The 22,654-nt window shown below is 32.7% G+C and carries 24 protein-coding genes; 20 read left to right on the top strand and 4 right to left on the bottom strand.

The genetic code is table 11. The features are described from left to right. The 16 genes from ACHRVL_RS03145 to ACHRVL_RS03070 all read left to right on the top strand — a co-directional run bounded on the left by ACHRVL_RS03145 (position 1) and on the right by ACHRVL_RS03070 (position 13,739). Positions 1-384, top strand: coding sequence for a polymer-forming cytoskeletal protein (locus ACHRVL_RS03145; RefSeq protein WP_089053551.1), 384 nt, complete (start codon positions 1-3; stop codon positions 382-384). Further along, on the top strand, positions 377-598 hold the full coding sequence (locus tag ACHRVL_RS03140; protein ID WP_129023318.1) for an AtpZ/AtpI family protein: 222 nt from the start codon (positions 377-379) through the stop codon (positions 596-598). The genes ACHRVL_RS03145 and ACHRVL_RS03140 overlap by 8 nt, the downstream gene beginning before the upstream one ends. Then, a complete protein-coding gene (locus tag ACHRVL_RS03135; protein WP_395410242.1) occupies positions 598-981 on the top strand; it encodes a hypothetical protein in 384 nt (127 codons plus the stop codon). The genes ACHRVL_RS03140 and ACHRVL_RS03135 overlap by 1 nt, the downstream gene beginning before the upstream one ends. Positions 982-1,114: 133 nt before the next feature. Continuing rightward, complete coding sequence (atpB, locus tag ACHRVL_RS03130) at positions 1,115-2,290, top strand: F0F1 ATP synthase subunit A (RefSeq protein ID WP_395410239.1); 1,176 nt, start codon at positions 1,115-1,117, stop codon at positions 2,288-2,290. A 40-nt stretch (positions 2,291-2,330) separates the two neighbouring features. Continuing rightward, positions 2,331-2,531, top strand: coding sequence for an ATP synthase F0 subunit C (gene atpE, locus ACHRVL_RS03125; protein WP_111422948.1), 201 nt, complete (start codon positions 2,331-2,333; stop codon positions 2,529-2,531). Between the two features lie 84 nt (positions 2,532-2,615). Next, positions 2,616-3,107, top strand: coding sequence for a F0F1 ATP synthase subunit B (locus tag ACHRVL_RS03120; RefSeq protein WP_089053556.1), 492 nt, complete (start codon positions 2,616-2,618; stop codon positions 3,105-3,107). A 4-nt stretch (positions 3,108-3,111) separates the two neighbouring features. Next, on the top strand, positions 3,112-3,645 hold the full coding sequence (gene atpH / locus ACHRVL_RS03115; RefSeq protein WP_089053557.1) for an ATP synthase F1 subunit delta: 534 nt from the start codon (positions 3,112-3,114) through the stop codon (positions 3,643-3,645). A 38-nt stretch (positions 3,646-3,683) separates the two neighbouring features. Further along, complete coding sequence (atpA, locus tag ACHRVL_RS03110) at positions 3,684-5,261, top strand: F0F1 ATP synthase subunit alpha (protein WP_089053558.1); 1,578 nt, start codon at positions 3,684-3,686, stop codon at positions 5,259-5,261. Between the two features lie 92 nt (positions 5,262-5,353). Further along, on the top strand, positions 5,354-6,214 hold the full coding sequence (gene atpG, locus ACHRVL_RS03105) for an ATP synthase F1 subunit gamma (protein WP_089053559.1): 861 nt from the start codon (positions 5,354-5,356) through the stop codon (positions 6,212-6,214). 393 nt (positions 6,215-6,607) lie between these two features. After that, on the top strand, positions 6,608-7,054 hold the full coding sequence (locus ACHRVL_RS03100; protein ID WP_395410235.1) for a GNAT family N-acetyltransferase: 447 nt from the start codon (positions 6,608-6,610) through the stop codon (positions 7,052-7,054). 91 nt (positions 7,055-7,145) lie between these two features. Continuing rightward, positions 7,146-8,603 carry a lipopolysaccharide biosynthesis protein gene (locus ACHRVL_RS03095; protein WP_395410233.1) on the top strand — a complete coding sequence of 486 codons (1,458 nt, stop codon included), beginning with the start codon at positions 7,146-7,148 and terminating at the stop codon, positions 8,601-8,603. Positions 8,604-8,634: 31 nt separating this feature from the next. Further along, positions 8,635-9,069: a dUTP diphosphatase gene (dut, locus tag ACHRVL_RS03090; protein ID WP_129023311.1), complete on the top strand. Its 435-nt coding sequence runs from the start codon at positions 8,635-8,637 to the stop codon at positions 9,067-9,069. A gap of 158 nt (positions 9,070-9,227) precedes the next feature. Then, entirely contained in the window at positions 9,228-10,244 is a 1,017-nt protein-coding gene (locus ACHRVL_RS03085; protein WP_395410231.1) for a sugar phosphate nucleotidyltransferase, read from the top strand. Between the two features lie 51 nt (positions 10,245-10,295). Then, positions 10,296-11,642: a tetratricopeptide repeat protein gene (locus ACHRVL_RS03080; protein ID WP_395410229.1), complete on the top strand. Its 1,347-nt coding sequence runs from the start codon at positions 10,296-10,298 to the stop codon at positions 11,640-11,642. A gap of 13 nt (positions 11,643-11,655) precedes the next feature. After that, positions 11,656-12,435, top strand: coding sequence for a DUF4292 domain-containing protein (locus ACHRVL_RS03075; RefSeq protein WP_395410227.1), 780 nt, complete (start codon positions 11,656-11,658; stop codon positions 12,433-12,435). A gap of 23 nt (positions 12,436-12,458) precedes the next feature. Further along, positions 12,459-13,739, top strand: a complete 1,281-nt coding sequence (locus ACHRVL_RS03070; protein ID WP_089053563.1) for a murein hydrolase activator EnvC — start codon at positions 12,459-12,461, stop codon at positions 13,737-13,739. Between the two features lie 198 nt (positions 13,740-13,937). Here ACHRVL_RS03070 and ACHRVL_RS03065 read toward each other — a convergent pair whose 3' ends face one another. Continuing rightward, entirely contained in the window at positions 13,938-14,357 is a 420-nt protein-coding gene (locus ACHRVL_RS03065) for a CBS domain-containing protein (protein WP_089053564.1), read from the bottom strand. 230 nt (positions 14,358-14,587) lie between these two features. On the opposite strand from ACHRVL_RS03065, the gene rbfA reads away from it, so the two are divergent. The 4 genes from rbfA to ACHRVL_RS03045 all read left to right on the top strand — a co-directional run bounded on the left by rbfA (position 14,588) and on the right by ACHRVL_RS03045 (position 18,452). After that, positions 14,588-14,980, top strand: coding sequence for a 30S ribosome-binding factor RbfA (gene rbfA / locus ACHRVL_RS03060; RefSeq protein WP_089053565.1), 393 nt, complete (start codon positions 14,588-14,590; stop codon positions 14,978-14,980). Between the two features lies 1 nt (position 14,981). Beyond that, entirely contained in the window at positions 14,982-16,181 is a 1,200-nt protein-coding gene (locus ACHRVL_RS03055; RefSeq protein ID WP_395410225.1) for an ABC transporter permease, read from the top strand. A 172-nt stretch (positions 16,182-16,353) separates the two neighbouring features. Beyond that, entirely contained in the window at positions 16,354-17,781 is a 1,428-nt protein-coding gene (locus ACHRVL_RS03050) for an MATE family efflux transporter (protein WP_395410223.1), read from the top strand. A 62-nt stretch (positions 17,782-17,843) separates the two neighbouring features. Further along, on the top strand, positions 17,844-18,452 hold the full coding sequence (locus ACHRVL_RS03045) for an N-acetylmuramoyl-L-alanine amidase (RefSeq protein ID WP_395410221.1): 609 nt from the start codon (positions 17,844-17,846) through the stop codon (positions 18,450-18,452). Between the two features lie 101 nt (positions 18,453-18,553). Here ACHRVL_RS03045 and dusB read toward each other — a convergent pair whose 3' ends face one another. From dusB to ACHRVL_RS03030, 3 genes are all read right to left on the bottom strand, one after another. Beyond that, a complete protein-coding gene (gene dusB / locus ACHRVL_RS03040; protein ID WP_089058965.1) occupies positions 18,554-19,546 on the bottom strand; it encodes a tRNA dihydrouridine synthase DusB in 993 nt (330 codons plus the stop codon). 150 nt (positions 19,547-19,696) lie between these two features. Beyond that, positions 19,697-20,986, bottom strand: coding sequence for a phenylacetate--CoA ligase family protein (locus tag ACHRVL_RS03035; protein ID WP_395410219.1), 1,290 nt, complete (start codon positions 20,984-20,986; stop codon positions 19,697-19,699). Next, entirely contained in the window at positions 20,983-22,650 is a 1,668-nt protein-coding gene (locus ACHRVL_RS03030; protein WP_395410217.1) for a C45 family autoproteolytic acyltransferase/hydolase, read from the bottom strand. The genes ACHRVL_RS03035 and ACHRVL_RS03030 overlap by 4 nt, the downstream gene beginning before the upstream one ends. Between the last annotated feature and the right edge of the window lie 4 nt (positions 22,651-22,654).

Below are 22,654 nucleotides of genomic sequence, written 5' to 3'. Positions count from 1 at the left end.
ATGTTTGATAAAGTAAAAAAAAACGGAACAGAACTTCTAGGAAAAACAAATCGAATTGTTGAAGGAACCTCTATAATAGGAGATATTGTTTCAAAAGCTGATTTTAGGCTTGACGGCGAATTGATTGGAAATTTCACATCTGAAGGAAAATTAGTCATTGGAGCAAGCGGTGTTGTAAAAGGAGAGATCATTTGTAACAACGCTGATATTGAAGGCGAGTTTCGTGGAAAAATTAAAGTTCTAGAAATTCTTAATATTAAAGAATCTGCACAAATTCACGGCGAAGTTGCCGTTGGAAAACTTTCTATAGAACCTGGAGCTGAATTTACAGCAACTTGTACCATGATAACTAACAATAAGGAAGTAACCCTAAAAGATGGATAAGGATCCGAATAATAAACAAAATAACAAATGGATTGCACTTATAAATATCCCCTTTCAAATGGGGATAATTATTTTTTTATTTAGTTACTTTGGCATCTGGTTAGACGAAAAGTATTCTAACGGAGGATCGCTTTGGACAATTGTTCTTTCTTTATTCTCTGTTTTTTTAGCACTTTATAATGTCATCAGACAAGTTAAAAATTTAAATAAGTAATGAATAGAACTGTAGATTTCCTAAAGTATTTTATCCCTTTTTCAATTGTGTTGTTTACTGCTCAGTATTTTATAATGCAGTCTTTGTCTGATAAGTATAACTTTTTTTATGCTGCGTGGAGTATTTATTTGTTCAATATTTTGGCCACTTTTTTAGTGTATCTTTTACTTATTTACATCAATAAAAACTTCTCCACTTATACAGGTTTTACTTTTCTTGGTGCTAGTTTTTTTAGAATGATGGCAGCCGTTGTTTTCCTAATTCCGTTTATAAAGTCTGGCGTTGCTGATCCTATAGTAGATGTAAGTGCGTTTTTTATCCCTTATTTTTTGTTTTTACTTTTTGAGACAGTCTTTACAATTAGGCTTATAAACAAGGGTTAATAGTCTCATTATTAAATATATCGCATTTTGAAACGGAAATTTTAAAAATTATATCGATATATTTTCAGTTTTAAATTAAAAATGTACCTTTGCAAAAAATTTTTGAAACCTAAAATTAGATACAGTTTTAATAATGATAATTTCCAATAAACCAGTTCAGTACTTATTAGTTACCTTATTAGCACTTACTTCGTCGATAAATTTCGCATCAACGCCTGTTGACAGTACTTCAGCTGCACACGAAAATGTCGAATTAGCAGAAGGAAGTCATGCAGAGACAAATGGCCACGGAGAAACTGTTGCTCATAAAATCGAAGAAGAATTTAATGCTAGTGAATTAATCAATTCTCATATTGGAGATGCTCACGATTTTCATATTGCTGACTGGGATGGTCATCCAATCTCTTTTAGTCTTCCAGTTATTTTATGGACTGCAAATGGTTTAGAGATTTTTTCATCTGCAAAATTTCACCACGACAATTCAGGAGAACATGTTGTTGATATCAACGGTCAAAAATTTGTTCGTTATAAAGAAATAATTTTTTACGCTGACAAATTTGAAGGATTGTCACAAGAGGTAAAAGATAACGGAGCTTTTGCTTTTGATGCAAGACCTTTAGATTTCTCTATTACAAAGAATGTTTTCTCTATGTTGATGTCGGCAATAATTTTGTTCCTTGTATTTTTTGCAGTTGCAAGATCATACAAGAAAAACGACAAAGCACCAACAGGATTGGCTGGATTTTTAGAGCCGCTTGTAACTTTTGTTAGAGACGAAATTGCTATTCCTAATATAGGTACAAAAAAGTACGCGAAATACATGCCGTATCTTTTAACTATCTTTTTCTTTATTTGGATTAATAACCTTATTGGTTTAATTCCATTCTTCCCATTCAGTTCAAACTTAACAGGAAATATTTACTTTACATTTGTAATGGCATTTATCACTTTTGTAGTTACAACTTTAAGCGGAAACAAAAATTATTGGGGACACATTTTTAATACACCAGGAGTTCCTGTGTGGTTGGCTCCAATTATGATTCCTGTAGAAATCATTGGAATGCTTACTAAGCCATTCGCTTTAATGATTCGTTTATTTGCAAACATTACTGCAGGGCATATTATTATCTTGAGTTTAGTTTCTTTAATCTTCATATTTAAATCAGTTGCAATTGGACCAGTTTCTGGAGCATTTGTATTGTTCATGAGTGTATTAGAGATGTTAGTTGCTGCATTACAAGCATATGTATTTACATTGCTTTCAGCATTATTTATTGGTCAAGCTGTTGAAGAGCACGATCATCATTAATCAGAGTTTTTTTAATTATTAACTATATAAATTTATTATTATGATATTAGCTGGAATCGGAGCTGGATTAGCTGTAATTGGTGCAGGTATTGGTATTGGAAAAATTGGTGGTTCTGCAATGGACGCTATTGCTCGTCAGCCAGAAGCTGCTGGAAAAATCCAGACTGCTATGATTATTGCTGCTGCACTTATTGAAGGGGTTGCTCTTTTCGCAGTAGTTGTTGCGTTAATCGCAAAATAATTAAAACTTAAAACTTCCTGCAGCGGTTGGCTCCAGGAAGTTTTTTTAAAAAAAACGACAAACAATTTTTAAACATATAATGTTATGCAATTAACTTCACCGGAAAGTTTAATTTTTTGGACAACAATTATCTTTATTGTTTTCTTTATTCTTTTAGCAAAATTTGCTTGGAAACCAATTTTAGGAGCTGTAAAAAGCCGTGAGGAATCTATCAACAATGCTTTAGCTTCAGCAGAAGCTGCTCGCAGAGAAATGGAAAACTTAACTGCAGATAATGAGCGTATTTTAAAAGAAGCTCGTGCAGAACGTGATGCTATGTTGAAAGAAGCACGTGAAATGAGAGAGCAAATTATTGCTGATTCTAAAAACGATGCACAAGAGCAAGGTCAAAAATTAATTGAGCAAGCTAAAGCGGCTATCGAAAGTGAAAAAAATGCTGCAATGGCAGAATTGAAATCACAAGTTTCAAGTCTATCTTTAAGCATCGCTGAAAAATTATTGAAAGAAGAATTATCTAACAAAGAATCTCAAACTAAATTAGTTGAGAAAATGTTAGGTGACGTAAAGTTAAACTAAGATTATGGCAAGTACAAGAGCAGCAATTCGTTATGCAAAAGCAATTCTAGACTTAGCAAACTCTAAAGGTGTTGCCGAAGCTGTAAATAACGATATGAAATCAATTGCATCTGCGATTGAAAATAATTCAGAATTAAGCGCATTTATTCAAAACCAAACTACAAAAGTTGAAGTTAAAGAAAGTGCTCTTTTAGAAGTTTTTGCAAATGTAAATGGTGTAACTAAAGGTTTATTTCATTTATTATTCGAAAACAAAAGATTTGAAATTCTAGATGCAATTGCAGTAGAATACAATAAATTATTTGACGAAAGCAACGGAGTTGAAACGGCAAAAGTTACAACTGCAATTCCAATGGATGCTGCATTAGAAGCTAAGGTTTTAGCTAAAATCGCAACTTTGTCAGACAAGAAAATTACAATTGAAAATATAGTAGATCCTTCAATTATTGGTGGATTTATTTTAAGAATAGGAGATAATCAATACAATGCATCTGTTGCAAACAGATTACAAGTATTAAAAAGAGAGTTAAGTAATTAGTTTTATTACACATAAAAGTGTCTAAATTATAAATTAAGATGGCGGAAATCAAACCTGCTGAAATTTCAGCAATATTAAGAAAGCAAGTAGAAGGTTTTGAATCTGGTGCTACGCTGGAGGAAGTAGGAACAGTACTTCAAGTTGGAGATGGTATTGCTCGTGTTTACGGGCTGTCTAATGTTCAATATGGTGAGTTAGTAGAATTTGATAACGGTATGGAAGGTATCGTATTGAATCTTGAAGAGGACAATGTTGGTGTGGTACTTTTAGGACCATCAACAGGAATTAAAGAAGGATCTACTGCAAAAAGAACTCAACGTATTGCTTCTCTTAAAGTAGGTGAGCAAATGGTAGGACGTGTAGTGAACACTCTTGGTTTTCCAATTGACGGAAAAGGACCAATTGGTGGGACATTATATGAAATGCCTTTAGAAAGAAAAGCACCTGGTGTTGTATTTCGTCAGCCAGTAACTGAGCCATTACAAACTGGTGTAAAAGCAGTAGATGCTATGATCCCAGTAGGTCGTGGACAACGTGAGCTTGTAATTGGTGACCGTCAAACAGGTAAATCAACTGTTTGTATCGATACAATCTTAAATCAAAAAGAATTTTACGATGCAGGAAAACCTGTATTCTGTATATATGTTGCAATTGGGCAAAAAGCTTCAACTGTAGCAGGAATCGCAAAAATGTTAGAAGAAAAAGGCGCAATGGCTTATACAGTTATCGTTGCTGCAAATGCTTCTGATCCAGCTCCAATGCAAGTTTATGCTCCTTTCGCAGGTGCTGCAATTGGTGAATATTTTAGAGATTCAGGTCGTCCAGCACTTATTGTGTATGATGATTTATCTAAACAAGCTGTTGCTTACCGTGAGGTTTCTCTTTTATTAAGAAGACCACCGGGACGTGAGGCATATCCTGGAGACGTTTTCTACTTACACTCTCGTTTATTAGAGCGTGCTTGTAAAGTAATTGCTGATGATGGTATTGCTAAAAGCATGAACGATTTACCAGATTCTATCAAGTCTATCGTAAAAGGTGGTGGTTCATTAACTGCATTGCCAATTATCGAAACTCAGGCTGGTGACGTTTCTGCATATATCCCAACAAACGTAATTTCGATTACAGATGGTCAGATTTTCCTTGATGGAGATTTGTTCAACTCTGGAGTTCGTCCTGCAATTAACGTAGGTATCTCTGTATCTCGTGTTGGAGGTAATGCTCAGATTAAATCAATGAAAAAAGTTTCTGGAACTTTAAAATTAGACCAAGCTCAATTCCGTGAATTAGAAGCTTTCGCTAAATTTGGTTCTGATCTTGATTCTGTTACTTTAAACGTAATTGAAAAAGGAAAAAGAAACGTTGAAATCTTGAAACAAGGTCTTAACGATCCTTATACAGTAGAAAATCAAGTAGCTATTATTTACGCAGGTTCTAAAAACTTATTAAGAAACGTTCCTGTAAATAAAGTAAAAGAATTTGAAGCAGATTTCTTAGCTTACTTAAACAGTAAACATAAAGATACGCTTAACGCGTTGAAAGCTGGAAAATTAGATGACAACATTACTGATGTTATCGAAAAAGCAGCAAAAGAAATTTCAGCAAAATATATCTAATTAGAGAATTCGTAAATTAGATAATTAGAAAACATCTTAGGAGACTTTCTAATTATCTAATTTTCAAATTGTCACATTTTTTTAATCGACAAATGGCAAATTTAAAGGAAATCCGTAATAGAATTACTTCCGTTTCATCGACGATGCAAATTACATCGGCAATGAAAATGGTTTCTGCAGCAAAGCTTAAGAAAGCACAAGATGCAATCACTGCGATGCGCCCTTATGCCGAGAAATTAACGGAGTTGCTGCAAAATCTTTCTGCTACACTTGATGGTGAAGTTGGAGGAGATTATACAACACAACGTGAAGTAAAAAAAGTATTACTTGTTGCTATAACTTCAAATAGAGGTTTATGTGGAGCATTCAATGCAAATATTATTAAAGAAGTTAAAAATCGTGCTGCTTTTTATGCTGGAAAACAAGTAGATGTTTTTCCTATTGGTAAAAAAGGAAATGATGTACTAAGTAAATCTTTTAAAGCACACGGTCACCATAATGCAATTTTTGACCATTTAACTTTTGATAATGTTGCTGGAATTGCTGATAATTTGACTGAGAAATTTTTATCAGGAGAATATGACAGAATCGAATTAATCTACAATCAGTTTAAAAATGCTGCAACACAAATCGTTCAGACAGAACAATTTTTACCGCTTGCTCCAATTAAATCTGATGCGCCAGTTTCTGCTGGAGATTATATTTTCGAACCTTCAAAAGAAGAAATTGTTTTGACTTTAATTCCTAAGTCTTTAAAAACACAATTATACAAAGGTATTCGCGATTCATTTGCTTCAGAGCACGGAGCACGTATGACAGCTATGCACAAAGCAACTGACAACGCAACAGAATTAAGAAACCAATTAAAATTAACGTACAACAAAGCACGTCAAGCTGCTATTACAAACGAAATCTTAGAGATCGTTGGTGGAGCAGAAGCTTTGAACGGATAATTTGATATTCAAATACGAAAAGAGCCGACAATTAATTGTCGGCTCTTTTTTTGTATAATAGTTTTGTATTTTCTAGTCAACTTATAAAATGGTGATTCTCAATTTACCCTAAAAATTGAGAACCATTACCATTTTATAAAATTATTGAACAGATTTATCACCTCTGTCAGCTTTGTCTTTTATGGGAACAAACTAGCTTTATTAGTCCCAGTGCTTTGCTTTTTTAGGGTTGTATTGTAGCTTTTCTCATTCCCTATGACACAAAGTTATCAAGAAGGTTCCTAGAAAAATTACAAAATTTTTTCTCTTTATTATAGATTTAACATGTTTGCTTTTTATCTTATTATACAGAGAGCAAAAAAAATAAGTATTTTTGAAGTCTATTTTTATATTATGAATCTACAAATACGTGAGCTTACTTCGATTGAAGAAATGTTGGACCAAATCGACACAATGAGATTTCTATACCCAATGATTACGGTAGAAAAGTATAAATCGTTTCTCCTTGAAATGGTGCCTCATAATTATATTCAAGTTGGTGTTTTTCAAGATGAAACTTGTGTAGGACTTACGGGCTGTTGGTCTGCCACTAAACTGTGGACTGGAAAATATCTAGAGATAGACAATTTTGTTGTAACTCCAGAATATCGTTCTAAAGGGATTGGTAAATTATTAACTGATTTTATTGAACAGAAAGCGATAGCTTTAGGATGCAGCAGTATAGTTCTGGATGCTTTTACGGGAAATTTTGGAGCTCATCGTTTTTATTATAACCAAGGATACAATCCAAAAGGGTTTCATTTTGTAAAAATCTTAGATGAAAGTAAAATAACTAAATAAAATAATAGTTAAGCTTTTATTGAACCTTCAAAAGCATTATTAAACCAAAGAATTGGTTATTTTTGTTTCACGAACTTTATTACAAACTATTTTGGGATTATATAAAAATCTATTCAAACAAACTGCGATTTATGGACTGGCAACGGTTTTACCCCGAATGCTTAGTTTTTTACTGGTCAGATTATATACAGGTATTTTGCCAACGGCTGAATATGGTGAGGTTTCGATTGTTTTGTCTTGGATGGTTTTCTTTAATGTAGTACTTTCCTACGGAATGGAAACGGCTTTTTTTAGATTTTACAGCGCAGAAGAAGATAAGAAAAATGTAATTGCAACATCTACAATATCAATATTTTGGTCGTCAATAATCTTTTTATTTGCTGCTTTAATATTTAGAAATACCTTGGCTGCCTGGGCAGAAGTAGACGTACAGTATATTACCTATTCTGTTTGGATTTTAGTTTTAGATGCTTTGGTTTTAGTACCATTTTCTAAGTTAAGAGCCAATCAGCGTCCAATGATGTATGCGGCTATTAAAATTGGAAATGTCATCGTTAATTTGGTGCTGAATATTTTCTTTTTGATGTATTTACCAAAACTGGCGACTTCAAATCCAAATTCAGTTTGGGATAATTTATATGTAGAAAACTTCCAGATTGCTTATATTTTCATTGCCAATCTGCTCGCAAGTTTGGCCACTTTTGTAGTGCTTTCTCCAAATTATATGTCGCTTGGTCGAAAATTTGATCCTGTACTTTGGAAAAAAATGATGAAATACGGTCTGCCAATATTGGTTGCCGGTTTAGCATTTGCTGTTAATGAGCATTTTGATAAAATTTTGTTGGGCTATTTATTACCTGAGAATTTAGCAAAATCTGAAGTTGGAGCTTATTCTGCATGTTATAAATTAGGCTTGTTTATGGTTTTATTTGCAACAGCTTTTAGATTAGGAATTGAACCATTCTTTTTTAGCCATGCAAAAAATGCTAATGCTCCTCAAACATATGCAGTTATTACAAAATACTTTGTGATTTTGGGCTCATTGATTTTGCTAGGTGTAATTGTTTTTGCAGATGTTTTAAAATATCTTCTATTAGATAACAAATCCTATTGGGAAGCCATGAAAGTGGTGCCCTTAATTATTTTGGCAAATTTCTTTTTAGGAATCTATAACAATTTATCAGTTTGGTATAAACTTACAGATAAAACAAAAATTGGTGCCTACATTTCGATAGTTGGCGCAATCGTAACATTAGTTTTAAACTACTTTTTAATTCCAAAATACAGTTATTACGGATCAGCAATTGCTACCATTTCAGCATACGGAAGCATGATGTTAATTTCCTATGTTTTAGGAAATAAATATTACCCAATACCATATGATATGAATAAGATATCTGCTTATTTAGGAATTTCGATTGTGTTTTCGGCAATTTCTTTCTATGGCTTTAGAGAAAATTATTTCGTTGGCATCCCGCTGCTTTTAGGCTTTATGTACTTTGTTTATCATAATGAAAAAGAGACTATTAAAGGAATCATGAAAAAGTAGAAATTACTTTTTTAATTATTTAAAATATAAAATGAAAATACAAATTATCAATAAATCACAGCACGATTTACCTAATTATGAAACTATTGCTTCTGCAGGAATGGATTTACGTGCTAATTTAACAGAGTCAATTACATTAAAACCTTTAGAAAGAACTATTGTAAAAACAGGACTTTTTATCGAATTGCCAATTGGCTGCGAAGCGCAGGTAAGACCAAGAAGCGGACTAGCTGCTAAAAAAGGAATTACAGTTTTAAATTCTCCAGGAACGGTTGATGCAGATTATAGAGGAGAAATAGGGGTAATTTTAGTAAATTTATCAAATGAAGAATTTGTAATCGAAAACGGAGAACGAATTGCACAATTAATTATTGCGAAACACGAAAGAGCTGAATGGATTGAAGTCGAAGAACTTTCTGAAACTTCAAGAGGTGAAGGCGGTTTTGGCAGTACAGGAGTAAAATAGTTTTTAGTTTTACATTATATAATCTAGAAGCATATTAATTTCTAGCACTTTTAAAGTGAAATGAAAAATCTTAGTAAAGAATCTTCATAGGCTTTATCAAAAAAAATCAAACCAAATCAATGAAGATTTAAATCTTCTCGAAACAAATAAAAACAAAAATGAAAATAATCGTTCCAATGGCTGGCCGAGGATCTAGACTTAGGCCACATACTTTAACAGTTCCAAAACCATTAATTCCAGTTGCAGGAAAATCAATCGTGCATCGTTTAGTGGAGGATATTGCTAAAATTTTAAAAGAACCTATCGAAGAAGTCGCTTTTATATTAGGAGACCCTGCTTTTTTTGGAGATGATCTTGTAGCAAGTTTAGAAGATTTAGCAAAAGGATTAGGAGCAAAAGCATCTATTTATCGACAAGATTTGCCTTTAGGAACAGGTCACGCTATTATGTGTGCAAAAGAATCTCTTTCAGGACCTGCGGTTATTGCTTATGCTGATACTTTAATCAGAGCCGATTTTGAATTAGATCCTGAAGCAGATGCTGTAATTTGGGTAAAACAAGTAGAACAGCCAGAAGCTTTTGGTGTAGTAAAACTAAATGCAAACAACGAAATTATAGAATTGGTTGAAAAACCAAAAGAGTTTGTAAGCGATTTGGCGGTTATTGGAATTTACTATTTCAAAGAAGTTGGCGATTTGAAAAAGGAATTACAAGGCGTTTTAGATAATAACATTCAAAACGGCGGAGAATATCAAATCAATGACGGTATCAAATCAATGATGGCCAACGGAAAAGTTTTTAAAACTGGAAGCGTTGACGAATGGATGGATTGCGGAAACAAAGATGTAACCGTTGAAACAAATACCAGAATGTTAGGATTTTTACATAACGATGGTGAACATTTAGTTGATTACGATGTAAAACTAGAAAACTCAACCATTATTCCACCTTGTTATATTGGTGAAAATGTAGTACTTAAAAATGCAACAGTTGGTCCAAACGTTTCAATTGGTAAAGGTTGTCACGTAACTGATAGTTCGATTAAAAACAGTTTAGTACAGACTTATTCTCAAATAAAAAATGCAAATTTAGACAATGCAATGATTGGAAATCATGTAAGTTATGATGGTAAATTTACCAGCATCAGCATTGGAGATTATTCTGTTTTAGAATAAAAATAGGTTTCAACAGATTCTTTTTGGTTTAAAAATGAAAATATAAAAAGAATGAAAAAAGGTGTTTTAATAATTTTATTTTTCGTTTTGCTTGGCAATTCAAACTCGGTTTTGGCTCAAACTGAACCAGAGGATATTGCTATGGCAACAGATGATTATCAAGATGCTTTTTATGAATCTTTAAAACAAAAAGGAATCGAAAATTATGATAAAGCAATTGTATCATTAGAGAAATGTATTAAACTAAAACCTAATGATGCGGTTGCCTATTTTGAATTGGGGAAAAATTACTTGGCACTGAAAAATTATAAAAATGCTCAAGACGCATTTGAAAAAGCCACTCAATTAAACCCGAAAAACAAATGGTACTGGTTAGGAATTTACGATGTAAGTTATGAAACCAAAAATTATCCGCTGGCAATCGAAACGATTCAGAAAATTATGGTTTTTGATGAAGAGTATAAAGACGATTTAATATCGTTGTATATGATCACAAACCAATTTGATAAAGCTTTGACTGCCATTAATGAAATGAACGATAAGTTTGGAAAATCTGAAGATCGCGAAAGATATAAAATACAGATTTTATCGCAGGGAAAATATCAGGATGCTGCCATTACCAATTTAATAGATCAGATTAAGAAAAATCCAAAAGAAGAATCCAATTACGTTAATTTGATTTTTTTATATTCAAAAGCTGAGGAAACAGATAAGGCATTAGATATAGCAAAACAATTATCAAAAGAAATTCCAGATTCAGAATGGGCACAGGTAAGTTTATTCAAAGTATATCTGGATGCCAATCAAGCAGATAAAGCGATAAAGGCGATGAATATAGTTTTGTCAAGTTCAAAAATTGACTCAAAAATGAAACATCGCACGTTAAATGAATTTTTGATTTATGTGACTAAAAATCCTCAGTATGGACCTGATTTAGAAAAGGCAATTGCATATTTTGATAACGATAAAGAAATTGATGTAGCAAAAGAAATTGGCAAATTTTATCATGGAAAAGGACAATTTGAAAATGCTATTAAATATTACGAGAAAGATCTAAGAACAAATTCAGAGACAGATCGTGAGACTAATTTGCTTTTGCTTGATGCTTATGCGCAGGCAAAACAATTTGAGCCAATGACAAAAAGAGCGATGAGTATGATAGAAGTTTATCCGAGTCAGCCTCAATTTTACTATTATGCAGGACTGGGAAATAATCAGTTAAAGCAATTTAAGAACGCAAAAACCGTTTTAGAAATGGGACTTGATTATGTTGTTGATGATAAAAAGCTCGAAGCAAATTTTAATATTCAACTTGGTGAGGCTTACAATGGATTGGGAGATGCTAAGAAAAAAGAGGAATACTTTTTGAAAGCAAATGAGTTATTAAAACAAAAATAATAAGGAGAATAAAATGAAAAAATATATTGTATTAGTATTGATGTCCGTTTTTGTGATTTCTTGTAAATCAAAACAGACAGCAGTACAAAACAACACTGTAGTCGAAACGATTACAAAAAAAGATAAAAAGGCAATAGAGAAGCATTACGAAAACAAACTTGATTTTTCGACTCTCTATATAAAAGCTGCTGCGAGATATGTAGATGATAAACAAAGTCAAAATGTAACTGCTGAAATAAAAATTGAAAAGGACAAACAGATTTTAGTAAGCGTTCGATTTTTAGGAATTACAATGGCAAAAGCCTTGATTACGCCAACTGCAGTAAGCTATTACGAAAAAATAAACAGTACTTATTATGAAGGTGATTTTAGCAGTTTGAGCAAATGGCTTGGAACGGAATTAGATTATAATAAAGTACAGAATTTATTAATTGGAGAAGCTTTTGATGATTTAAGAAAAGGAGAGTATACGCAGACAATTGTAGAAAATCTTTTTCGTTTAGAAGATGAAAAGGATGAAAATATAAAAAAGGCATTCTATTTAGATCCTGAAAAATATTTACTGCAGAAAGAAGAAATCACACAAGCATCTGAAAACAGAAAGTTAGAAATTAATTATTCTGACAGTAAAACTTTTGCTCAAGGAACAATTCCAACAACACTTACAATTAATGCTGTACAGCCAAAAGGAACAACTAACATTAATTTAAATTATAACAATATTTCGTTTAACGAGGAACTTTCTTTTCCGTATAGTGTACCAAGCGGTTATAAAAAAGTTTTAATTAAGTAAATTTGCAAAAAGAAAAAAGAAACATGCCGAAATTTCTCCTCAGCCTAATTTTTATTTGTGCCACAACTTTTATGTGGGCGCAAGATTCACAGCAAGAAAAACTTGAACAGCGTAAAGCGCAGATTCAGCAGGAAATTAGAGATAATGAAAAAATGCTCCAATCCGTAAAGAAAAAAGAAAAATCGGCTGTAAATGTATTTTTAATTCAGGCGAATAAAATCAAATTAAAAGAGAAATTAATCAATACTACCGCAAAGCAGGAAAAACTGCTGAGTAATGATATGTATATTAATCAAGTTAAGGTTAATAAATTAAAAAAGGAGCTGGAAGTTTTAAAAGCAGATTATGCTAAGATGATTTTAAAATCGTACAAAAGCCGTTCTGAGCAAAGTAGAGCAATGTTTATTTTGTCTTCAGAAAGTTTTTTGCAAGCTTATAAACGAGCTCAATATTTAAAACAATATACTAATTTTAGAAAAAATCAAGGTTTAGAAATAGAGTCTAAAACGGCACAATTAGTTGATTTTAATGCAAAGTTGGACGGGCAGAGACAGGTTAAGAAAAAAATTATTGCTGAGAACGAAAAGGAAAAACAAAGTTTAGAAGTTGAGAAAAAAGAACAACAAAAATTAGTTAACTCAATTAAAAAAGACAAGAATAAAATTATTGCTGATACAAGAGCAAAACAGCAAGAATCAAGAAGAATTGACGCTAAAATTAAAGAACTTATTCGTGAACAAATTAGATTAGCGAATCAAAGAGCCGAAGAAGAGAGACGCAGAAGAATCGCAGAAGGTAAAGCCAGCGAAGCAGAGAAAGCAGAGGCAGCAGCACCTAAAAGTTATTCATCAGACAGAATTGCATTAACGCCGGAAGGTAAAATTTTAGCTGCCGATTTTAAAGCAAACAGAGGAAAATTGCCTTGGCCGGTAGAGAAAGGATTCATATCTCTTGGTTACGGAGATCAACCGCATCCATTGTATCCGTCATTGACTGTTCATAATTCAGGAGTAGAGATTACTACTGAACAGGGAGCAAGCGCACGTGCGGTGTTTGAAGGAGTGGTTTCGAAAGTGATTGCCTTATCTCCTGTAAACAGAGCCGTTTTTATTCAGCATGGAGATTTCTTTACCGTATACCAAAATCTAAGTTCTGTATCTGTTGAACAAGGTGATAAAGTAAAAGTAAAACAAGTTATTGGAAAAGTTAGAACTAGTGGAGACACAGGTAAAACAATTATCAAATTCTTGATTCTTCAAAATACATCAAATAACAATCCAGAAGGATGGCTGCAAAATAGATAATACAGCAATTAAAAATTTTAGAATGTAAAATTTCCTAAAGGATTAAGCTTAAAAAAGTCCTTTTCATCGACATACTGATGAAAAGGACTTTTTTATTGTTTGCATTATCTAGATTTTAAAGTAAAGCAGAATTCTGTATCTAGATCATAATTAAAGGATTTTGAATAAGAAACTCTTTTTTTGTGGCTTTCATTCACTTTAATCATATTGTTCTAAAAAATATTTAATAACATCAGTTGTAGTTACAATTCCTTTCAGTTCTCCATTGTCTACAACAGGCAGAGCATGAAAATCTTCTTTTGCAAAAACTTCCGCTAAATCTTTAATAATGGTATCAGAAGGTAGAGTTTTTGGTTTCGAAGTCATAACTTGCGAAATGCTTAGCATATCTAAGATCGCTTCATCTACACCTTCTTGTCCGTCAAATAAAGCGCCAAAAGTCAGTCGATTAACATCAGTTCGGCTTATAATACCAACGACCACTTTGCCATTAACAACTGGAATATGTCTAATCGAATTCGATTTTAGTTTTTCTACTACTTTTCTTAAATCGTCATTTTGATTTACAGTCACTACGCTTTTAGTCATAATGTGACTAATTGGTTCTCTTTTTTTCATAATAGATAAGTGTTAAATTTATATCAAATATGTAAAATAATTCCGATAATATTTGTGACATTTATCAGCTTTTAAATCAAAACAAATGATTACCTATAATAGTTGAAATTTGAGAATATTGTGAAAATGAATACTAAAAGTGAGAGCTTTTTGAGAAATAGATTTGTAAATTCATTCTTAAGTTAATTTGAAATTGCATCGATTGAAATTAAAAATAGTATTTTTGCACTATGGAAACAAATAGACAGAAAAAAATAGGCAGTGTAATCCAGAAAGATCTGGTTGATATTTTGCAAGGTGAAGTGAGAAAAAATGGAATTAGCAACTTAGTAATTTCAGTATCCAAAGTTAGTGTTACTTCAGATTTATCTGTGGCGACAGTATATTTAAGTATTTTTCCACAAGAAAAAGCCAAAGAAACTTTAGAAGGAATAAAATCAAATACTACCTTAATCAAACATGATTTATCACAGCGCGTTCGTTTGCAATTACGCCGTGTGCCAAATCTAGTTTTCTTTATTGATGATTCTTTAGACTATATCGAGAAAATAGACAACGCTTTGGCAAACAGAGAAAATCCAATTGAAAACCGTGATCTACTAGAAAAAAGAAGAAAATCATAAATTGAATTTCCCCCTTTACATAGCCAAACGATATATTTTCAGCCGAAGTAAAAATAACGCTATCAATATTATCAATCGTATTGCCAGCATGGGAATTGTTGTTGGCACAATGGCTTTGTTTGTGGTGTTGTCCGTTTTTAGCGGATTAAAAGTATTTAGTCTTTCGTTTACAAACGAAATAGATCCCGATTTGAAAATGACTAGTACTTTAGGAAAATCATTTTTTATTTCTAAAGAACAAGAAAATCAGCTCAAAAAAATTGAAGGAGTTGCTTCTTACACCAAAATTATCGAAGAACGTGTTTTGTTCTTATTCAAAGATAAACAGCATGTTACCTATTTAAAAGGTGTAGACAGTGTTTATCCTGTAGTAAACGATATCAAGAAAAAACTATTTAATGGGCAGTGGCTTAGAAGAGACTCTTATCAGGTAGTAATTGGATATAGAATGGCACAGGATTTCTCGATGGGAATTCTTGATTTTGAAAATCCGCTGCAGATATTTGCACCAAAACCAGGAACAGGAGCAATCGAAAATCCAAATGAAGCCTTTACAAAAACAGATGTATTGCCTGTTGGAGTTTACTCAATCAGTGAAGATTTAGATTCAAAATATGTATTTGCTGATTTAGGTCTTACTCAGGAATTGTTGATGTATAAACCCAATCAGATTTCAGGTATCGAATTTAAACTGAAACCAAATGCAGACGAAAATGCCATTACAAATCAACTAAAAAAGATTTTCGATAACAAAGTCACTTTAAAAAACAGAGCACAGCTTAACGAGTCTTTATACAGAATGCTTAATACTGAGAATATTGTAGTTTATTTGATTTTCACTCTTGTAATTGTTGTAGCACTTTTTAATTTAGTCGGTGCTTTGATTATGATGATTTTAGAGAAAAAAGGAAATCTAAAAACCCTTTTTAATCTTGGAACAGAAATCAACAGCCTTCGAAAAATATTTTTACTTCAAGGAACGCTGCTAAGTATTTTTGGAGGATTATTGGGTCTCGCTTTAGGTATTATTCTAGTAGTGCTGCAGCAAAAGTATGAGCTCATTATGCTTACCGCAACTTTGGCCTATCCAGTAGTATTTACAGTAGAAAACGTACTTATTGTTTTAGGTACAATTGTTTCTCTTGGTTTTGTAGCTTCATTAATTGCCAGCAGCCGTGTAAGCAAAAAGTTGTTGGATTAATATATTTCTCTAAAAAATATTACTTACATTTATTGCTTTAAAAATCTACAGCATATGATTGTTTCTGCCTAATCCTAATTTTATTTTTTTAGAATAATTAGGATACTTACGTTTTACTCTCTTAGTTCAGATTATTACATCTGGGCAAATTTTATCATTTATCCTAAATATCATGACAGAAACAGTTATAAAGAAAAGTTTATTTTCTAAAATTTTCACCACCCTAAAACAAGCCTTACAAGGCGACGAATCATTCGATTATACCTCTGGAAGCATTAAGAAAGCCGTAATTCTATTAGCCATACCAATGGTTTTAGAAATGATGATGGAATCGGTTTTTGCTTTAGTCGATTTGTATTTTGTTGGTCACTTAGAACACAGCAGTTTTGCAATTCAAACAGTTGGATTAACAGAGTCTGTTTTAACAATTATATATTCTCTAGACATTGGATTAAGTATGGCAGCGACCGCAGTTGTAGCAAGACGTATTGGAGAAAAAGATCCTGTAGCTGCTGCAAAAGCCGGTATGCAGGCTATAATTATTGCATTTGTACTAAGTGTTTTTATGAGCATTTTTGGAATCATCTATGCCAAAGACATTCTTTTATTCATGGGAGCTTCTGTTGAAGCTGCTGAACATGGGTTTAGATACACTCAAATTATGATTGGCTCAAGTTTATGCATTACATTTTTATTCTTGATAAACGGAATTTTTCGCGGTGCTGGGAATGCTGCAATCGCAATGAAAAGCCTTTGGATTGCCAATATTTGTAATATTATTTTATGTCCAATTTTAATTAATGGTTTCGGATCAATTCCTGCTTTCGGATTAGTTGGTGCTGCTATTGCCACAACTTTAGGAAGAAGCATTGGGGTTTTGTATCAAATTTATCATCTGTTTTATGGAAATGGAGTTTTAAAAATTAAAATCTCTTATTTGATTCCAGATTTCAAGCAGATAAAAGCTTTAGTCAAAATTGCTGCTCCGGGAGTTTTACAATTTGTAATCGCTTCATGCAGTTGGATCTTCTTGGCACAATTAGTAGCTACAACAGGAGGCGATCATGGTTCTGCAGGCTATCAAACGGCATTGCGAATTATGATGTTTTTTATTCTGCCTGCTTGGGGATTGAGTAATGCTGCAGCAACTTTGGTTGGGCAGAATTTAGGAGCTAAACAAATTGAGCGCGCCGAAAAATCAGTTTTTACGACTGCAAAATACAATTTGGTTTTTATGGCTTCTATTACAATTATAACATTAGTTTTTGGACAGTATATAATTTCATTTTTCACCAATGACGAAATAGTAAAAACGGTTGCAGTAGAAGCTTTGCAGATCATGTGCATTGGTTTTGTCTTTTATGGAATAGGAATGGTTTTAATAAATACCTTTAATGGAGCAGGAGATACTTGGACACCAACAGGAATTAATTTCTTCGGATTCTGGTTGTTTCAAATACCATTAGCGTACATACTTGCCAAACATTTTAATATGGGACCAACAGGAGTTTTCATTGCAATTTCAGTTGCTGAGACCGCAATAACATTGGCTGGAATCTTTTTTTATAAAAGAGGAAAGTGGAAAAGAGTTCAGGTGTAAAATTTATTTGTATACTTTTTCTTAAAAAAAGACGTTAAAATTTAGTAACCAAAAACTATATTATGAAAAATCGAATTAAATTTTCAGCGCTTTTAGGAATTTTAGGACTAGTAGTGATTTTTTCGTTTAAGCCATTAGAGGAGAAAAAAACAATTGTAATTGATGCCGGTCATGGAGGAAAAGATCTTGGTGCCGACATGTATGGATTTCAAGAAAAATTGATTACGGAAACAATCGCAAAAAAAATTAAAGCATTAAATAAGGATAGTAACCTTGAAATTATTTTACTTCGAGATAGTGATCGTGAGATAGAATTGAGCGAGAGAGTTTCTATAATCAATAATTTAAAACCAGATTTAGTTGTTTCTCTGCATGTTAACGCAAATATGAATATGAGTGCAAATGGAGTAGAAGCCTATGTTCCATCAAATGAGAAGTTTCATGAAAAATCAAAAGAAAGCGCAATTTTTGTAATTGATAAAATGACTGAAGCTGGAAATCTCAAAAAAAGAAGAGTTTCTGAAGCACCTTTTTATATACTAAAAAATGCCAGCTGTCCTGTTATGACATTGCAAATTGGATTTTTATCAAATGAAAAAGATCGCGATTACATTACCAGCGAAAAAGGACAGACAGAAATTGCATTAAATATTTTAGAAGCTGTAAAGTAAAAAATGATTATATAATCAAAATAAAAGACCTTCAATATTGAAGGTCTTTTTTTATATATCAGATTTTTATCAGAGTTGAAAACTTTGACAAAGATTATATTTTAAACAAATTCATATCCTGCGTAAACCTGCTCAATTTCTTTCATAATTGCGAATAAATCTTCAGGAGCATCAGTAGTAACCAGTTTTTGTTTGAATTCTTTAAAAGAATGAATTCCTTTAAAATAGTTGGTATAATGACGACGCATTTCTACAATTCCTAAACGCTCGCCTTTCCAATCCATAGACCATTGTAAATGATTTCTCGCCGCTTCAACACGGTCAATAACCGTTGGAGCAGGTAAGTGTTCACCTGTTTTAAAATAATGTTTAATTTCATTAAAAATCCACGGATAACCAATTGCAGCACGACCAATCATAATACCGTCAATTCCGTATTCATTTTTATATTTTAAAGCCTTTTCAGGATTATCAATATCTCCGTTTCCAAAAATAGGCATTGTGATTCTTGGATTGTTTTTTACACGAGCAATATGCGACCAGTCAGAGTGGCCTTTGTACATTTGAGCACGAGTTCTGGCGTGAATTGTTAAAGCTTGAACACCAATATCCTGAAGTCTTTCAGCAACTTCATCAATATTAATCGAGTTTTCGTCCCAGCCCAAACGCGTTTTTACCGTTACAGGCAAATCAGTACTTCTAATAACCGCTTTTGTTAAACGAACCATTAAATCAACATCTTTCAAAACACCCGCTCCAGCACCTTTACAAACTACTTTTTTTACAGGACACCCAAAATTAATATCGACTAAATCAGGTTTTACCGTAGAAACAATTTTAGACGAAAGCGCCATTGCTTCCTCATCGCCGCCAAAAATCTGAATTCCAACAGGACGTTCGTAATCAAAAATATCCAACTTCATTCTACTTTTGATAGCATCACGAATCAATCCTTCTGATGAGATAAATTCCGAATACATCATGTCAGCACCGTGCGTTTTGCATAATCTACGAAACGGCGGATCACTCACATCTTCCATCGGAGCAAGCAGTAAAGGAAATTCGGGTAATTCTATGTTGCCAATCTTGACCATCTTCATAATTTTTTGCAAAATTACAACATTTAGTTCAATTTGTGCCAAATTGAGGTTCAAAGGTTCAGAGAAGCAAAGGTTCAAAGGTTTTTTTATCAGACAATTAGATAAACCTTTGTCTCTCTGAACCTTTGCAACTTTGCACCTCTATTAAGTTCTATAGTCAAAAAAACGAATTGGTTTACGGCTCATTGGGTTAAAAACCAAAGGGTTTAAAGTTTCTTTTGAGGCGAATTCTATTTTTGGAGTTACTCTTAATTTAGCTCTAAAATGATCTTTTATTTCCTGCAAAAATTCTGGAGTTTGATTTTTTACAGCAATTTTTATCACGATTTCATCCGTGCCTAAATCGTTTGTTGAAATTTCAATAATATGATTTTCGATATTATCAAAACCACTTAAAACATCGTTCATTGCCGGCGGATAAAGCGTTGTACCCTTATATTTTATCATTTGTTTCTTGCGTCCTAAAACAGGACCAACACGCAAAGTATGTCGCCCGCAGGCACAAGGTTCATTATGAAGCTGTACAACATCGCCCGTTTTAAAACGCAGTAAAGGCATCGCTTCAATACCTAAAGTAGTAAAAGTGAGTTCGCCTGTTTCACCATTTTTTACTGGCAGATTATTTTCGTCCAAAACTTCAACAATGATTAATTCTGGATGATGATGACCGCCTTTTCCATGTTCACATTCTGTAAAAGCCGTACTCATTTCAGTAGAAGCATAAGTCGAAAATAACTTAATATTCCATTTATCCGTGATTTTTTTAGACAAAGTATTCATCGAAAAATCTTGGTCTCTCAGCGATTCTCCAATGCAAATGGCGCCTTTTACACTCGAATTATTATAATCGATTCCGTGAATTTCGGCATATTCAATTAACTTCAATAAAAACGAAGGAACAGTAATTAAATAACTCGGATTGTATTTTAAAATCGAATCCCATTGCATTTCTGGAATACCAGCACCAACTCGAATAACGCCTACTTTTAGTTTTCTAAGTCCCAGAAAATAAGCCAAACCAGCCATAAATTTTCTGTCAATTGTAGTCATCAACTGTACTACATCACCTTCAGCAATTCCTGCGCAGGCAAAAGAAATCGCTTCATTATAAGCCAATCGATCTAAATCAGAATCAGTTAAACCAAAAGTTACAGGATCTCCTAAAGTACCAGAAGTAGAGGCGTAGTCGATAATTTTATTTTGCGGCACGCATACAAAATCATCATTATATTGTTGTAAATCTTCTTTTGTAGTAACAGGCAAAAATTGTAAATCTTCGAGCTTTTTAATTTTCGAAATGTCGATATTCTGCCCAGCAAAAAGTCTTTTGTAAAAAGGTGAATTTTGACTGATATATTCTAAAAGTTCGGTAAGTTTTTTTTCTTGAAAAATTTTAATTTCTTCTAAAGAATCTTTTTCTATTGCTGGAATCATTGTAGTTTTCTTTTGATCTTTTTTAAATATTTTTCAATTTTTTCTTTTTCGGGTGCAGTGGTGATTTCTTTTGTCAAAGCTTTTTCAAAATTAAGCTTTGCCTGATTAAAATCTTTTATTTGGTAAAAGTACAATCCTGGCTTATAATATACAACCCAATAATCAGGGTTTAAGGATTGGTAATTTTGTATAAATGCAGCCGAAATACTTTCTTTTTTTTCAAGTAGAGCATCTATTTTATGATCTTCAATTCTAAATTTTTTATAATTCTCGTAAGCTGTAGTTTTAAGAAAAGGATCTTTGGCAATATTTAAATTTTCTATTTGAAACGAAACCAGAGTATTTGTTTTTCGATTATTAAAAACAGCATCTAAATCGTAGCAGACAAATTCGCCTAATTGATACGGATTTGCAGACACCCAGACTAATTTTTCTTTGGGTTTAAAAATAATTCCATGATGCGCAATAAGCTGATTTAGTGCTTTTTCAGATCCGTAACCAAGCGGAATATTTTTTAAACCGTTTTTATTTCGAAGAATTTCAGAAGCAATTTCAGGATTTATTTTTGGGTTTTCAGATAAAAGTTCCTGCATTCTTTCAAATCGATATTCAGAATGACTGTTGGTAATTTGTGCTTGATTTCTTTTGTCATTTTTAAAGGCATCACCTTGAAAATGATTCGAACAAATTAATTCATTGCTGTTTGAAACATCGAAAACATCCATTTTTTTTGGAGAAACTTCGATTAAAACTGCTTTGTTATCATTTGCACTTCCTACCATTATAGATTCAGAAACAAATACTTTTCTTTTTTTGGCAATTGCAACAGCTTCGTCAATAGTTGCGGCGTGCTGTAAAATTTCTCGAGTAAGAATCGAAATTGGCGTTTTGGCAATTAACGGAATTTTTGATTTTGATGCATTAATCGTAATCGTTAAACCTTCTTGATTCATTCCAGAAACTGCACCAACCATTCCCGGCCAGGTAATCATCATGAATTTATGACCTTCTTTCGGATTTATGAATGCGATAATTTTGTTTTCGGCGAAAGCATCATTTACATAGAAATCAAAATTTCTCCCAAGAATTAAACTTCCATCTTCCGATTTTTCATTCCAAGCAGCAAAAGAAGAACAGCCAACTAAAGCTAAATCTTGAAGGGCGTGACCAATATCGTGTGCAGCGTGTAAATACAAGCCGCGTTGATACTTGGATGCAATATTGTCGAACTCATGCGAAGTATATTCTGAAACTCCAAAAATTTCAGTTTGATATTCCTCAGGAACATTCAAATATAATTTTCGATTGTACCATTTTAAAAAATGACGAAGCATTTTCTGCTCAAAATTTGACGGAATTAGATCGGTTATTTTAGAGAAAAAAATCTGTTGTTGTTTTTTTAAAAGTGAATCTGTCAACGCACCGGTGTTTAAACCAATTTCAAGCGGATCGCCTTCGGTATATAATTCCCAAAGACCTTGTTTATTTTTTAAAAGTGAATTTTTTCCTGAAGTAAAAACAGAGTCAGAAATTTTTTTAACAACCGGTTTTTCTGAATTATATCCCGAAATTTCGGGTTGATGGTGCATTGATTTTGATGTTCCGCAAGAAACAAGCGATAGTAGAAAACCGATAAATAAAAAAAATGAGATTCGGTTATTCATGATT

The sequence above is a fragment of the Flavobacterium sp. FlaQc-28 genome (assembly GCF_044007415.1).
Classification (GTDB): Bacteria; Bacteroidota; Bacteroidia; order Flavobacteriales; family Flavobacteriaceae; genus Flavobacterium.
Note: the sequence above shows the minus strand (reverse complement) of the source record. Positions and strands in the feature narration are given on the sequence as shown.